Annotated in this window: 10 protein-coding genes; 6 read left to right on the forward strand and 4 right to left on the reverse strand. The window is 38.8% G+C overall.

What is annotated here, in order from left to right:
- Window positions 1–241 precede the first annotated feature (241 nt).
- The 4 genes from carB (at window position 242) to L8106_RS03680 (ending at window position 6,896) form a co-directional block, all read left to right on the forward strand.
- Window positions 242–3,481, forward strand: coding sequence for a carbamoyl-phosphate synthase large subunit (carB, locus tag L8106_RS03665; protein ID WP_009782849.1), 3,240 nt, complete (start codon window positions 242–244; stop codon window positions 3,479–3,481).
- Between the two features lie 203 nt (window positions 3,482–3,684).
- Window positions 3,685–5,028, forward strand: a complete 1,344-nt coding sequence (locus L8106_RS03670; RefSeq protein ID WP_009782850.1) for an AAA family ATPase — start codon at window positions 3,685–3,687, stop codon at window positions 5,026–5,028.
- Window positions 5,028–5,951 (forward strand): DUF4435 domain-containing protein, encoded by a 924-nt coding sequence (locus L8106_RS03675; protein ID WP_009782851.1) that lies wholly within the window; start codon window positions 5,028–5,030, stop codon window positions 5,949–5,951. The genes L8106_RS03670 and L8106_RS03675 overlap by 1 nt, the downstream gene beginning before the upstream one ends.
- A 225-nt stretch (window positions 5,952–6,176) precedes the next feature.
- Window positions 6,177–6,896, forward strand: coding sequence for a 4'-phosphopantetheinyl transferase superfamily protein (locus L8106_RS03680; protein ID WP_009782852.1), 720 nt, complete (start codon window positions 6,177–6,179; stop codon window positions 6,894–6,896).
- Window positions 6,897–6,916: 20 nt separating this feature from the next.
- On the opposite strand, the gene L8106_RS03685 is transcribed toward L8106_RS03680, so the two are convergent.
- Together L8106_RS03685 and L8106_RS03690 are read right to left on the reverse strand one after the other, a co-directional pair.
- A complete protein-coding gene (locus L8106_RS03685; RefSeq protein WP_009782853.1) occupies window positions 6,917–9,151 on the reverse strand; it encodes a polysaccharide biosynthesis tyrosine autokinase in 2,235 nt (744 codons plus the stop codon).
- A gap of 51 nt (window positions 9,152–9,202) precedes the next feature.
- Window positions 9,203–10,678, reverse strand: a complete 1,476-nt coding sequence (locus tag L8106_RS03690; RefSeq protein ID WP_009782854.1) for an SLBB domain-containing protein — start codon at window positions 10,676–10,678, stop codon at window positions 9,203–9,205.
- A gap of 269 nt (window positions 10,679–10,947) precedes the next feature.
- Here L8106_RS03690 and L8106_RS03695 point away from each other — a divergent pair, with 269 nt between their 5' ends.
- Window positions 10,948–12,330 carry an O-antigen ligase gene (locus tag L8106_RS03695; protein ID WP_009782855.1) on the forward strand — a complete coding sequence of 461 codons (1,383 nt, stop codon included), beginning with the start codon at window positions 10,948–10,950 and terminating at the stop codon, window positions 12,328–12,330.
- Here the strand turns inward: L8106_RS03695 and L8106_RS03700 are convergent.
- Together L8106_RS03700 and L8106_RS03705 are read right to left on the reverse strand one after the other, a co-directional pair.
- Window positions 12,300–12,734: an alpha-1,2-fucosyltransferase gene (locus tag L8106_RS03700; protein ID WP_083798366.1), complete on the reverse strand. Its 435-nt coding sequence runs from the start codon at window positions 12,732–12,734 to the stop codon at window positions 12,300–12,302. The two genes, L8106_RS03695 and L8106_RS03700, sit on opposite strands and share 31 nt — an antisense overlap.
- A gap of 3 nt (window positions 12,735–12,737) precedes the next feature.
- The gene (locus tag L8106_RS03705; RefSeq protein WP_009782857.1) at window positions 12,738–13,217 is read right to left on the reverse strand and encodes a hypothetical protein; all 480 of its coding nucleotides are present in this window, start codon (window positions 13,215–13,217) and stop codon (window positions 12,738–12,740) included.
- A 145-nt stretch (window positions 13,218–13,362) separates the two neighbouring features.
- Here L8106_RS03705 and L8106_RS03710 point away from each other — a divergent pair, with 145 nt between their 5' ends.
- A complete protein-coding gene (locus L8106_RS03710; protein WP_009782858.1) occupies window positions 13,363–14,901 on the forward strand; it encodes a lipopolysaccharide biosynthesis protein in 1,539 nt (512 codons plus the stop codon).
- Window positions 14,902–14,903: the final 2 nt, after the last annotated feature.

Consider the following 14,903-nt stretch of genomic DNA (forward strand, 5'->3'; position numbering starts at 1 on the left):
ATTAATAAAAAGTTATTTTTCATCTCCAAAAAGACCTCTCCCCACCACCCCCAACGGAATAGCCACTCCCCATCTGCACCCCCTCCCCATCTCCCCCACCTCCCCATCACCCATTGCCTTCTTCCATTACGCTGCAAAAGCTACAGTAAGTGTTAAGCCAAACCATTACCCTGACAATCGGGAGTTATCATTGACAACCAAACAAACAACCCAACTATAGAGAATCGATCACCGAATAACTATGCCCCGACGCGAAGATCTGCATAAAATTCTGCTGTTAGGTTCAGGCCCAATTGTCATCGGACAAGCCTGCGAGTTTGACTACTCTGGAACCCAAGCCTGTAAAGCCTTGCGAGAGGAAGGATATGAAGTGGTGTTGGTGAACTCCAACCCCGCGACGATTATGACTGACCCCGAAACGGCGGAACGAACCTATATCGAACCTCTCGTTCCTGAAATTGTCGAAAAGGTGATCGAAAAAGAACGCCCCGACGCCTTACTCCCGACGATGGGGGGTCAAACCGCCCTTAACCTGGCTGTCGCGTTAGCAAAAAATGGCGTTTTAGAAAAATACGGAGTAGAGTTAATCGGCGCCAAATTAGAGGCGATTGAAATGGCTGAAGATAGACAGCTATTCAAACAAGCGATGGAACGCATTGGTGTGGCTTGTTGTCCCTCTGGAATCGTCAGTAACATGGACGAAGCGAGGACTGTCGCGCAACAAATTGGTTCCTACCCTCTGATTATTCGTCCGGCGTTTACTATGGGCGGAACAGGGGGCGGTATTGCTTACAACCAAGAAGAATACGAAGAACTCGCCAGTGGCGGTTTAGATGCGTCTCCGGTTTCTCAAATTCTCGTTGAACAGTCACTGATTGGTTGGAAAGAGTTTGAACTCGAAGTCATGCGAGATCTTGCAGATAACGTGGTGATTATCTGTTCGATTGAAAATATTGACCCAATGGGCGTACATACGGGAGATTCGATTACGGTCGCACCCGCACAAACTCTCACCGATAAAGAATATCAACGATTGCGAGATGCGTCAATTAAGATTATTCGCGAAATTGGTGTGGAAACGGGTGGTTCTAATATTCAGTTTGCCATTAATCCGGTTAACGGGGATATGATTGTAATTGAGATGAACCCTCGTGTTTCTCGGTCTTCGGCGTTAGCTTCCAAAGCAACAGGGTTTCCCATTGCCAAATTTGCGGCTAAATTATCGGTGGGTTATACGCTAGATGAAATTAAAAACGACATCACCAAGAAAACCCCCGCTTCCTTTGAACCAACCATTGATTATGTCGTTACAAAAATCCCCCGTTTTGCCTTTGAAAAGTTTCCCGGTTCTAAACCCACGCTAACGACTCAGATGAAGTCTGTGGGCGAAGCAATGGCAATTGGAGGAACGTTTTGTGAGTCCTTCCAAAAGGCGTTACGAAGTTTGGAAACTGGTTTATCAGGTTGGGGATGCGATCGCTCCGAAAAATTACCCAGTTTGGATAATATCGCTGGATCGTTACGCACGCCTCACCCGGAACGAATTTTAGTCGTTCGACACGCTTTGATGTTGGGAATGTCGGTGGAGGAAATCTACGAACTGACGGGAATTGATCCTTGGTTTTTAGATAAGTTCCAAGAAATTTTAGACACCGAAAAGTTGCTGAAACGGACGCCTTTAAAACAGTTAGATGCGGATCAACTTTTAGCCATTAAACGTCTGGGATTTAGCGATCGCCAAATTGCTTATGCCACCAAAACCAACGAAGATGAAGTGCGGGCTTACCGTTTACAACTAGCGGTGAAACCGATTTACAAAATGGTGGATACTTGTGCGGCAGAATTTGAATCTAGGACTCCTTATTACTATTCGACTTATTGGGAAGAAGACGAGATTTTACCGTCAGACAAACCCAAAGTGATGATTCTCGGTGGTGGGCCAAATCGTATCGGACAGGGGATTGAATTTGACTATTGCTGTTGTCATGCGTCCTATGCGTTACGGGCGAATGGCTATGAAACGATTATGGTCAATTCTAACCCCGAAACGGTTTCGACTGACTATGATACCAGTGATCGCCTTTACTTTGAACCGTTGACCAAAGAAGATGTGATCAATATTATTGAGGCAGAAAAACCTGTCGGAATTATCATTCAGTTTGGTGGACAAACGCCTCTGAAATTAGCCATTCCCCTGCAAAAATATCTCGAAGCCAACGCCGAAAAAAATCCCGATCTGAAAATTTGGGGAACCTCTCCAGATTCAATTGATGCGGCTGAAGATAGAGAACGGTTTGAAAAGATTTTGCGTCAATTAAATATCCAACAAGCCGAAAATGGGATGGCTCGCAATTTTGAACAGTCTTTACAAATTGCGCGTCGGATTGGTTATCCTGTTGTTGTACGTCCTTCTTATGTTTTGGGAGGACGGGCGATGGAAATTGTCTACTCCGATGAAGACTTAGAACGTTATATGATGTTTGCGGTTCAGATTGAACCCGATCACCCTATTTTAGTCGATAAGTTCCTCGAAAATGCGATCGAAGTTGATGTTGATGCGATCGCTGATCAGACAGGAGAAGTGGTGATCGGGGGAATTATGGAACATATCGAACAAGCGGGGGTTCACTCCGGAGATTCGGCTTGTTCTATTCCTTATCAAACTTTACCCAAAACCGCAGTTGAAACGATTCGTCGTCAAACTATAGAGTTAGCTAAAGCCCTAAAAGTTGTCGGTTTGATGAATATTCAGTTTGCAGTTCAAGGGGAACAAGTTTATATTTTAGAGGCGAATCCTCGCGCTTCTCGAACGGTTCCTTTTGTGTCTAAAGCGATTGGAATTCCGTTAGCAAAAATGGCATCTTTGGTGATGTCTGGTAAAACTTTAAAAGAGTTAGGGTTTACTGAGGAGAAAGTTCCTTCTTATGTGGCGGTGAAAGAAGCGGTTCTTCCCTTTGCCAAATTCCCCGGAACTGATGTGTTGTTAGGCCCAGAAATGCGTTCGACTGGGGAAGTGATGGGAATTGATACTGAGTTTGGGAAAGCGTTTGCTAAAGCTGAACTCGGCGCAGGTCAAGTTTTACCGCTTTCGGGAACCGTATTTGTTTCGATGAATGACCGCGATAAAACGGCTGTTGTCCCAATTGTGCGAGATTTTCTAGAGTTAGGCTTCAAGATTACAGCAACAATGGGAACTCGTCGAGTGTTGTGGGAACATGGCGTTAAAGTGGATTTAGAGTTGAAACTCCACGAAGGTCGTCCTCATGTGTTGGATGCGATGAAGAATCAAAACGTTCAACTCGCAATTATTACTCCGTCTGGGGAAGAAGCAAGGGCGGATGGGATTTTAATTCGTCGGACAGCGTTAGCGTACAAAATCCCGATTATTACCACGTTAGCGGGGGCGAGGGCTACCGTTGCGGGAATTCGGGCGCTGAAGTCGGAGTCTATCGGGGTTAAAGCCATTCAAGACTACTATTAAACGCCTAAAATTGGGTGCGTCAGAGTGTTATTAATAACGATTTAATTCTGGCGCATCCGAAGACATTTGAAGGACAAAATAAAACACATAAATAGCTAAGATTAAAACTAAAAAGCAATGTGCTACATTATCATTAATGATCTTTAAGAGAGTACAGTGATTACTCCCCCTGGAGAAGTCCCTATTCATACAAAGAAATCAAAATGCCATCTAGCAACATAAAATCTTTTTCTGTGTATGGGCTTTTTGGAACACATAATGTACATATTCCCTTTGATGAAAATATAAAAATTCTGATTGGTGAAAATGGGCTTGGAAAAACCCAGATTTTGAATATGTTTTATTATACTCTTGATGGAAAATTTGAAAAACTTCTGGATTATTCTTTTGATAAACTCGAATTAGAGTTTTTTGATTGTGAACCAATTTCAATTAGTAGAGGTAAAATCGAAGAAATTTTTTTAAAAAATTCTCTTGCAGCAAGCTTAATTAATAAAATTGGAATGCAAAAGTTTCTGAAGCTAAAAGAGGAATTTGCTGACAAAACTATTTCAAGTTACCAACTTAGAAACGATCAAAGATTTAGACAACTTTCAGCCGATTTACCATATTCAACGGCAAGAATTGTAGAGATTGTCCGAAGGTTATCTGATGAAAATGAAGATGATTTTTATGGGGATTTACAAGAAGGTAGAAAAATAATAGAAGACCAACTGAATAGCATTAAAATCATGTATTTTCCGACTTATAGACGAGTCGAGGAAGATTTAATAAATTTGGGTTATGATGACGAGCAATTTGATAAGGAAGATAATAGACTTATTAATTTTGGCATGACAGATGTCAGGAAACGTTTTGATGAAATTGAGAATGAGATTGATAAACTTTTAAAAGAAGGATTTTCTAAAATATCCGGTGAAATATTAAGCCAATTGGTCAAAGGGTTTACAGGGATAGATACAGAAATTTTAAATAGAATTGACGAAAATGATATTGAAATTATTTTAGCGAGAGTGGGAGAGCAATTGTCCGAAGAAGATAAAAATAAAATCAGAAACATTGTAGTCAACAAAGAAATTGAAAATGATTCACTTTTATACTTTCTACAAAAATTAATAGAAATTTATGAAAAGCAGAAACCCTTAGATAACTTTATTAAAGTGTATAGAGATATTTGTAACAAGTATCTGATCAACAAAAAAGTATTTTATGATGAAAGTAATATTAGAATTTTTGTCAAGTCTGACTTATCTGGTGAAGACATCGAACTCAGTAAACTCTCATCAGGTGAAAAGCAAATAATATCTATTCTTTCTAAAATTTACTTAGCTAAAGATGAACAGAGATTTATCATACTTTTTGATGAACCCGAATTATCATTAAGTATGCTATGGCAAAGACAACTACTTCCTGACATTCTTAACTCAAATAAATGTGATTTTTTACTCGCTGTAACTCATTCACCTTTCATTTTTGAAAATGAGTTAGATCAATACGCAGTTGGCTTGAATGAATATGTTCAACCTTTAACAACAGTTACAGCCTAATGTCATATATAGAAGAACTGAGAAAAAGCCGTAATAAACCTCAAGTGGCTTATCAAGAGTTTGCTCTTCATACTAGACGAGGTAAAGACGGGTTATTTTGTTTTTTTGAAGGTAAGGATAATGCTTATTATGTTCCCAAAATTAAGCAGTTTACAAACAATTATCATACCATTAGATGTGGTGGTCGAGAAAACGTCTTGAAAGTCTACGAGTTGATTAAAAATCATCGAGAGTATGATAAATACAAAAAAGCATTTTTCATTGATCGGGACTTTAATAGTCCTTTACCTCCTCATAACCCGCCTATTTTTGAAACACCTTGTTATTCTATTGAAAATTTTTATGTTTCAGTAGAAGTATTTCAGGAAATTATTAAAAATGAATTTCAACTATCAGAAGTTAGTGATCAGTCTTACAATATTTGTTTAAACCTGTTTATTCAAAGACAAAAAGAGTTTCATACGTCAGTTCTATTATTCAATGCTTGGTATGCTTGTTTAATAGAGATCAAAAATATAACAGGCGAACAAACAGGAGTAAATTTGGAGAATAAATTACCCAAAGGCTTTATAAATTTTACTTTAGAATCAGTTGCATCAAATTATGATGTTGAAAAAATTCAACAGACTTTTCCTAATGCTATAGAAGCAACAGAGGAACGGTTAAATCAAAAATTGGCGGAATTCTCAATTTGTGAATATCATAAAGTTTTTCGAGGGAAGTACGAAATGCAATTTTTACTAACGTTTATTGAATTAATCTTACAGGATTCAATAAAATCACAAAGATACTTAAAAAACAAAATAAAATTTACTTTTGGAGAAAAAATTAATAACGAGCAAGCCATCAAAATATTTTCAGCATATGCAGAAACGCCTGAAACTCTGCTTAAATATTTAAAGGAAGTCACTATAACAATATAAAAAGATTAGGTGAATATTCAAACTAGGTGTATGAAAAGTAATCTATCAGACAAGGTAAGAAAATGCGATACGGCTCAACCACGCTACGCGATCGCACTGTTGAAGGTAAAATAAATGTGACTACTAACCCCAATCTATAATTCAATTCAATAGAGACTTTTAAGTTAAAGACTTATACTCGATTTAAGATAGGTTTTGTGTTTATTCTTATGTAATCTTTATAAGATGAATTTAATTTGGAATTTCCCTTCAACAGAATATAATTTAGTTCCTGATGAAGTTCAAGTTTGGTTAGCTGAGTTTGGAGAACTGAGTGAAAAACTGCATGAATTTAAACAGATACTTTCACCCGATGAACGAGAACGCGCTAACCGATATCGTCAACAACGAGATCACGTTCGTTTTATTGTGGCGAGGGGAGTTCTGAGAATAATTTTGGCGAGTTATTTGGGTTTATCGCCGCCTGAGTTGGAGTTTAATTATAGTGAACGGGGAAAGCCAAAGTTAAAGAAAAATGTGACCGAAATTGAGTTTAACGTGTCTCATTCTGAGGATAAAGCATTGTTTGCGATCGCTCTCAACCGTCAAGTGGGAATTGATATTGAGTTGATTCGACCGATGGAGGTTTTGCAACTGGCGAAGCGGTTTTTTAGGGAGTCAGAATATTTGTTTTTAAGTGCTTTAGAGGGTCGGGAAAAAGTTCGGGCATTTTTTCAGTTGTGGACGGCAAAAGAGGCGTATTTGAAGGCGACGGGAGAGGGGTTAGCAGGGTTAGAAACGGTGGAAATTTCGTTATCGGAGTTGGAATCTATGCAAAAATTAGTAGTTCAGGGTAAGGGTTGTAGTTGGATGTTGCAATCTCTAGATTTGGGTAACAACTATTGTGCTGCGATCGCAGTGGAGGGGGAGGAGTATAAAATTAAGTGTTGGCAATTTCTAAGTTAATTAGGTTCATAATCAACCTCTTAGCCTCTCATACGATTAGCAACTAACCCCAAAACAGAATTGCTAAGGTTAAGTTCTTCGAGAGATTTGAGGACGGTAGAACGGTTGGTTTTTTTGATGCCAACAACTAAAATAATACCATCAGTTTGAGCGGCGATTAAACTGGTATCAGCTAGACCTGTAACCGCAGGAGTATCATAAATAACGAGATCGAAAAAGGCGCGAAATTGTTCCATCAAGTATTGTCTTTTTTTCGCCGAGAGAACTTGGACAGGATCGGGGGGAATTTGTCCGGCAGTAAGTACAAATAAGTTATCATCTTGAGGCGATCGCTGGATAGCATCATTTAAACTGAGATCACTGGTAATGGCATCTCGAAAGCCTCTGAGGTTAGGTAAACCGAGTTTTTGATGAATTTGAGGATTGCGTAAATCGGCATCCACCAGAAGGACACGCTGACCCATGAAAGCGGCTGTTTGAGCCAGATGAATAGCAATGGTTGATTTGCCATCTCCGAGAGTGGCAGAACTAATTGTTAAAGTGTTTAAGGATTTGTGAGAACTCAGTAAACAGATATTTGCATATAGAGAGCGAAAGGCTTCAGAAACAGGAGAACCTGTATGAAATTGATGAACTTGCCTGTTTTTAATTACTGAATGAGAATCACTAACCGCAGTTAAACTGGTGACTGAACCGATGGGGATAAAGGTTTTAGTTTGTTGTTTGGCGACTTTTTTGAGTTTTTTGGAGAGGGGAATTACACCCAATATCGGTAATTTTGTTGTCGATTTAATTTCATCGGGGTGATGAAATACTTCAATTAAAATATCGATAATAAAGCCAATACCTACCCCTAATAAAAAACTAAGAATTACAATAATCGCTAAATTTTTCTTGGTTTGTACAACTGTAGTGGGTAGAATATTACCTTTGCTATCAAGAGGCAGATTAGGAGGGGCGATTAGTTGCCACGGAGTTTGCTGTTGAGCTGCATTAACTCTGAGGGCTTCTCGTTTTTTCAAGAACTCGTTGAGTGTTTCTTGAATAATTTGTAGTTCTTGATCTAAGGAATCATACTGTTGTCTTAAGCGGGGAATTTCTCTCAGTTGTTGTTCAAAATTTTCGATAGTTTGTTCATAGGATTTTTCTTTTTCTGTTAAAACTTCAACTTGATTAGCAATACTTTTAACGACTCGTTCTGCTTCTCGGCTTAAAATCTGCAATACGTTATCGTGCTTTTCCCGTAGAGCCTGCATCGGAAAACTATCTTCTCGCAGTCTTCCAGCTTCAACTGCCATTTGACTTTCGAGTTCTTGATATTGCCGAATGAGTGAATTATAAGACTGAGAATGATTTCCTAAAATTCCCACATAATCTTGTTCAAGCCATTGTTGTTGTAAGAGCAAATAGATTTCTCTAGCTTCAGAAAGTTCGGCTTTGGTATTGGCGAGTTCAAGCTGAATGGGTCGAACTTCAGCAGAGATTTTGGAAACCGCTGTCTCAGGATCTACAAAATTATACTTTTGTTGAAATTGTTGTTTTTCATTTTGTAAAATTTTAAATCTATATCGTAAGCCGGGAAGTTGTTCATTAATAAAGTCAATACCTTGATTAAGACTTTGAAGTCGTTCCTGACGACTATAATTCAGGTAAGTCTTAGAAACAGCATTGAGGACAGACATGATTTTTGTAGGTTCTAAATCTTGATAGCTAACTTTAATAATTCTTGTCCCTTGCTCTTTACCATCTAAATCGTATTTAATTCGTTCAATTTCCAGTTTACTTAAAATTGCAGATTTATTGAGATCTGGATATTGCTGAGTGAGTTCTTCAAAGACGGGTTCCATAAGCTGTGGACTGCGAAGAACCCGAATTAAACTTTCGTAATCAACCAAACTATTTTCAACTTTGATTCTTTGAATGTCTGTATTTTCAGATTGAGCCAGTAAATATTGTCTAGCGAATTGACCTTCTACAGTAACAGGTTCAATTAAAATCTGAAATCCTCCCCGATACTCCGGCTCAATTTTTCGAGATTTAAAGACCACAAGACTCCCAAAAAGTCCGCTTAAAATTATCCCCACAATAATCATAATCGGCGCTCGACGTAAAATGACCGTAAATAGCCAACTTAGATTTAATTTTTCTTCTTCTGCTTCTTCCGTTTGAGGTCTAGAATTGTCCGATAAGGGTTGAAATTGTTGGGAGTAGCGATGGGTAGAAAATCGCTGTTGAAAATCTCGTTCGGTATCCATATATATTTCCCTAGATTTTTGGGCGAGCTACAATTGATGGAGAGATCAATGCTAATCATCATCATCATCAATAATATTGAGACTGTCTAAGATGAGAAAAATTCGAGTGGGGACGACCAGTCCATTACCGATAGCATTAATCGGATGACTAATCGCAAGTCCCCAATCCGAAAAACGAGTGAAACCGGATCGATGAACTACAATGATGTCGTTTTCGCGGAGTAAGGGATTGGTCTGTTCATTTAAGGTTTGAGAATAGTCAACTTCTATTTTACGTTGAGAAACACTACCATCGGAGTTAAGGCGGATCAACTCAACAACTTTTTGATTGGCTCTACGGTTAATCCCTCCGGCTGCTAGCAGGGCTTGATTTAAGGTGGTATCGATAGGAACTTCAAGCGCGACAGAATTTTGATTTCCAACTTCTCCAACAACGGTGACTTGGATTGAGGGGTTTGAAAAGCTGGCTTTTGCTAGAAAGGAGAGTTCACCCGGATTGACAGCAGTGACAGTGGGGATGATGATGCTATCTCCATCTTGCAAGAGTGGATCTTTATTGACATCTCCGGTTTGCAAAAGTTCCCAAAGATTAACCGGGATGATTTGTTGGGTGTTATTTCGGGTAATTCGATGAATCTCGACTTGATGAACATTGGCTTGGGCGGTAATTCCTCCGGCTTCTCCCAGGGCAGAGGTAACGGTCGGACGTCCACCGATTCGCAGTTCTGTCCGGGTTGAACCGCCAATTAAGACGTAAGTTCCTGGACTTTGAACAGCACCGACAATGGTAACGTTGACAGGATTATCAAGCTCTGTTGCTAAGTTTGTATTGCTGAGTTGGCGAATTTCGGCGGGATTAACATCGGTTGTACTCGGAATATAAATCGTGTCTCCGTCTCGCAGAGAAATATTTTCGCTAAAGTTACCGTTTTCAAAAAAATCCCATAGGTTTAAATTGATCATCTGCTCTGAACCCGAGGGTTGAGGTCTGCGAAGTACAATTTGACGTACATCGGCTGCTATGGTTACTCCTCCGGCTTTCTTGATAGCATCTATGATTGTGGGGTATTGGAGTTCTGGTCTGCGAGATTCGGGATCGTATAAGGACAGAGAATAAAATCCAGGACGAAAAACCTCTCCTGCAATTTCAATCCGCATTGGGCGAGCATCTAGCAGGTTGAGGGTGACGACAGGACGTTTAAGAATAGAATTATATTGAGCAGAAATTGCGGCACGGGCTTGTTCGATCGTTAAACCTTGAACGACAATAGAACCCACGACGGGTAAGTTGATGGTTCCATTAATGAGAACTTGAGTTTCTTTAACGCTGTATTCAGGGGCATCAAAAATATCTACAGAAAGCCGATCGCCAGGGCCGAGTATATAGGGAATGACTTGGTTTTCGGATCTAGTGGATTGAGTCGCTGTCGGTTGGGATTGAACAGAAGGCTGTTGAGCTAAACTATAAGGTGTATTGGCAACCGAGAGGATACTGTACAAGCTTAGATTGGCAATCCCGAGCGTCACTGGGATGAAATGGTGTTTCAAGAAACCAAATGACATACTTTGTGGGAAATTTTAGGGTTCAGACTATTTTTTTATTATGATTAAAATTATAACATTTTGCTAGAATTCAGTATTAATTCTAAATGTTTTGAACATTCGGTAAGACGTTCAAGTCTTAACAAAAATTTAGAATTAACTTGAAAAATTTATAGCATTTTGAAGTCTAGGCTTGAGTTGATTGTAGATCCAAGGAGTTCAATCATTATTTTTGTTAGTCAACAATTAAGTTTATGAAGGATACAATTAAAAGCTTATTGTCAATGGTTCCATTATTTGCACTGGTGCCTCTAGCTTTCGGAATCATTGTTATTTTGATTGTTTTTCATTTGGCGGGTGAAAACCCAAAATTTGCTTTAACTTTAGAGAGAATCATTGTTTTTTATTTCTTTGTAATGATTCCTAATTTGACACCTTATCCTTTATACAATCTTCATCCTAGCTATTTTACAACTCCTGACGTTCCTCCGCCTTGGAAAGTTATTCAAATTCTTCTATATGGAATTATATCTTTTATTTTAATTTCAAGATTTAGATACATTTTTAGAGCAATAATTCCTATTTTTAAGGATATTGGCTTAGGATTATTACTATTTTTGATTGCTTGTTCTTTTCTGTGGTCTGCGACTCCTGATTTTACATTAACTGCGAGCTTGAGTTTACTCGGACCTAGTTTATTTGCTGCTTATATTGCTAAACAGTATAACTGGCAAGAACTCTCTTGGTTTATTCGATGGAGTACATCCACTTTAGCTTTGTTGAGCTTCTATTATGCCCGATTTAAACCGGACATTGGTGTACATTCTAAAGGATGGATGGGAGTGACTGCTCACCCGAATATTCTTGCACCCATTTTAGCGATTAATATTGTTCTCTGGACTGCTCATGCGATCGCCAATCCTAAAGACATAAAAATTGCGATTGTGACTATTTTGTTTTCTCTTTATGTCCGCCAACAGACCAATTCATCGACCAGTATTGTTGTTTTATTTCTGTTGATGTGTTTATTAATGATTCTACAATTTTTTAAAAGTTTAAACTATCAGCAAGCTTTAACAGGGTTTATTTTGTTTTTAGTTGTTGCGATGGGTTTAACTATTGTTGTCAGCAGTAACTTTGAGTATATTATTGTTGATGTTCTCGGAAAAGATATAACTTTAACCGGACGAGTTCCTGTCTGGAATCTTGTCTTAGAAAAAGCAGTGTCTCAGCGTCCATTACTTGGTTTTGGATATTATGGATTTTGGCAAAAATCGAGAGGAGAGGATGATCCTTCTCGTTATATTATTACAGACAATGGCTTTCGTCCTCGTCATGCTCATCAAGGTTTTTTAGATTTAGCCGTGGACTTGGGTTTAATTGGATTAAGTTTCTTTTTTCTGTCAATCTGTCGGTATATTGCCTTTGGGGTGAAATATTTAATTACTGATTCTAAGATTGAGTCTACTTTTCCTTTGTTATTTTTGACGTTTTTAATAATTTTAAATCTCTCAGAATCTTTTTTACTCAAGCCCTCTCATGTTTGGGTTTACTATGTGATTAGTTCAGTTAGATTAAGTCTAGATACTGAAAAAAGAAAGAGAACTCACCCCTTAGTCTCTAATGTTAAACCTTGAGGATATTTGTAGTCCATTCCGGGAACATAAATTTTAAACTGTTCCAAACTTAAGTTTTCGTCTGGATGATAAATTCTATACAGGGGAACTTTCCCATGAAAAGAAGCCCATGTTGAATAGGTACTCATCGGCCCGATTAAGGAGTCACAAGCGGCTAAAGCATAAAGATCTTCTAATAAATGATTCGTTCCAAAGAAGACATTTAGAGAAGCAAACTGTTCGAGGTTATGTTGAGAATCTGAACACACTAAAAATCCGACTTTGTGTTGAGGAAATAACTGTGTAACTTTCTGCATGACTTGTAGATACTGTTCAACTGTAAAAAAGAATTCACCGCCTCGATGCTGTTGATAGTCGCCATGACGAATATGCACCCCAACTAATATTTGACACTGAGATCGAATCTCTTAAATTAATGTTTTAATCTTATTCTGATGATGCTCAACCGGTGTAAAATAGTCTCTAACCTGATCAGCATATTTGATTAAGTTAGATTCATCTCGAAAGCGAAATCCTTGAATGCAGTAGGTTTTCTGGTGATCAAACTGACTGAGAAAGTCATCACTATCGAGTAAACAATCTTGTTGGGAATCAATTCTCAGAATCTTTAAACCCCGATTAAACACTTTGATTTTACTGAGCATTGTGACTAAAAAATTAGCCCAACGACCCATTAATTGGCGTAGTATTTTGCTCGGTTTCCCCTGATAAGGATGAGGCGGATAACGGCAAAATAAGTCGCGACTGGTGGGTTGAAATAAGTCCGCGTATTCATCAAACGCCAGATTAGCTAAGGTGATTTTATGGGCGTGAGCAAATGCGATTAAATGTGAAAATAAAATCAATCGATTGCCAAGCTGTCCATATTTCTGAGTGATGATCATCATTGTTTAATTGTGTAAAGGAGTTTAATATAAAACTTAACATAGAAGTCTGACTCTATATTATTCTATCTCAGTTTAAAATACAAGCAAATTCAAGGCATCGTGATATAGTATTGACAGCAAAAGTAGTGGGATAAGAGGTATAACTTTGCCGGACTCCAAACCCAAAACTCCTGCTAGCACCAATCCAGAACGGTTCTTTCACACCGATCATCTCAAAGCCGATCTCAGAGGGCATTCGATTCGCGGAGGTGCGATTACAATTTTGGCTCAAGTTAGCAAATTAATCATGCAATTTGGGTCGATAGTTGTCATTGCTCGTCTTCTTGAACCCGAAGACTATGGCTTAATCGGAATGGTGACTGTCATTACAGGTTTTATTTCTATTTTTAAGGACTTAGGCTTGTCAATGGCCACTGTACAACGAGAACAAATTACTCACGCTCAAGTTAGTACCTTATTTTGGATTAATGTAGCAATTAGCGGTGTAATTATGGTGCTGACTATAGCTTTAGCACCGGGTATTGCTTGGTTTTATGGCGATCCCCGTTTAATTGGAATTACATTAGCGTTGGCGAGTGGTTTTATTTTTGGAGGACTAACCGTTCAACATCAAGCGTTGCTGAAGCGACAAATGCGCTTGAGTGCGTTGGCAATTATTGATATTATCTCAATGATTACAAGCATTAGCATCGCCCTGACGTTGGCAATTTTGGGTAGGGGTTATTGGGCATTAGTCGCCATGCAACTCGTAATGGTGATTATCAATTGTATTGGAGTCTGGGTAAGTTGCGGTTGGCGTCCAGGATGGCCGAAGTTTGACTCAGAGGTTGCTCCAATGCTCGCTTTTGGAGGATGGAACACGGGTTTCACCGTGGTTAATTATTTTACTCGTAACCTCGATAATTTACTGATTGGGAAGTTTTGGGGTGCAGATCAATTGGGACTTTATGCCCAAGCTTACAAATTGTTGGTTTTACCTTTACAACAGATTAACTTTCCACTTTCAACAGTGGCTTTACCGGGTTTGTGCAGTGTACAGTCTGATCCCGAACGATATCGATCTTACTATGGCAAAGCGATTGAATTAATGGTTATGCTGGGAATGCCTGTTTCAGTTTATATGGCTGTAGATGCTGATCGATTAATCATTAATTTGCTGGGTTCTCAATGGAGTGAGGCAGTCATTTTATTTCGAGTGCTTTCACCTGTTGCTTTTATTAGCACATTTAACGTCGCCACAGGATGGGTATTTATTTCTATGGGACGAGCAGATCGCCAATTTCGCTGGAATATATTGGCTTCTGCAATCACAGTGATTGGATTTTTAATTGGGGTGCGTTGGGGTGCGTTGGGAGTGGCAATTGCAGGTAGTATTACCTTCTGTGGTTTGCGTTATCCGGGTATTATTTATTGCTTTCAATCTTCTCCACTGACTCCAGAATTTTTGATGAAGATTTTATGGAAACCCGCAGTTGCTTCTTGCGTGGCAGGAGGACTGCTGTGGCTTGCTGATCAAGCGATATCTTGGAGTATTAATCCTTTTGTTGAAATTGCCCTTAATTGTGTATTTTATGCCTTCTGCTATCTGGTGTGCTGGTGTATTCTACCGAATGGCAAACAGACTTTAAAACAAGTATTGCAACTGCTCAAAGAGTTGCGAAATAAACCTAAAAATGTGAGATAAAA

It is taken from the genome of Lyngbya sp. PCC 8106 (assembly GCF_000169095.1).
Taxonomy (GTDB): domain Bacteria; phylum Cyanobacteriota; class Cyanobacteriia; order Cyanobacteriales; family Microcoleaceae; genus Capilliphycus.

What these genes read in the sequence shown, in the direction of transcription:
- carB (WP_009782849.1), top strand. Translation starts at nt 242, where the DNA reads ATGCCCCGACGCGAAGATCTGCATAAAATTCTGCTGTTAGGTTCAGGC.
- L8106_RS03670 (WP_009782850.1), top strand. Translation starts at nt 3,685, where the DNA reads ATGCCATCTAGCAACATAAAATCTTTTTCTGTGTATGGGCTTTTTGGA.
- L8106_RS03675 (WP_009782851.1), top strand. Translation starts at nt 5,028, where the DNA reads ATGTCATATATAGAAGAACTGAGAAAAAGCCGTAATAAACCTCAAGTG.
- L8106_RS03680 (WP_009782852.1), top strand. Translation starts at nt 6,177, where the DNA reads ATGAATTTAATTTGGAATTTCCCTTCAACAGAATATAATTTAGTTCCT.
- L8106_RS03685 (WP_009782853.1), bottom strand. Translation starts at nt 9,151, where the DNA reads ATGGATACCGAACGAGATTTTCAACAGCGATTTTCTACCCATCGCTAC.
- L8106_RS03695 (WP_009782855.1), top strand. Translation starts at nt 10,948, where the DNA reads ATGAAGGATACAATTAAAAGCTTATTGTCAATGGTTCCATTATTTGCA.
- L8106_RS03705 (WP_009782857.1), bottom strand. Translation starts at nt 13,217, where the DNA reads ATGATGATCATCACTCAGAAATATGGACAGCTTGGCAATCGATTGATT.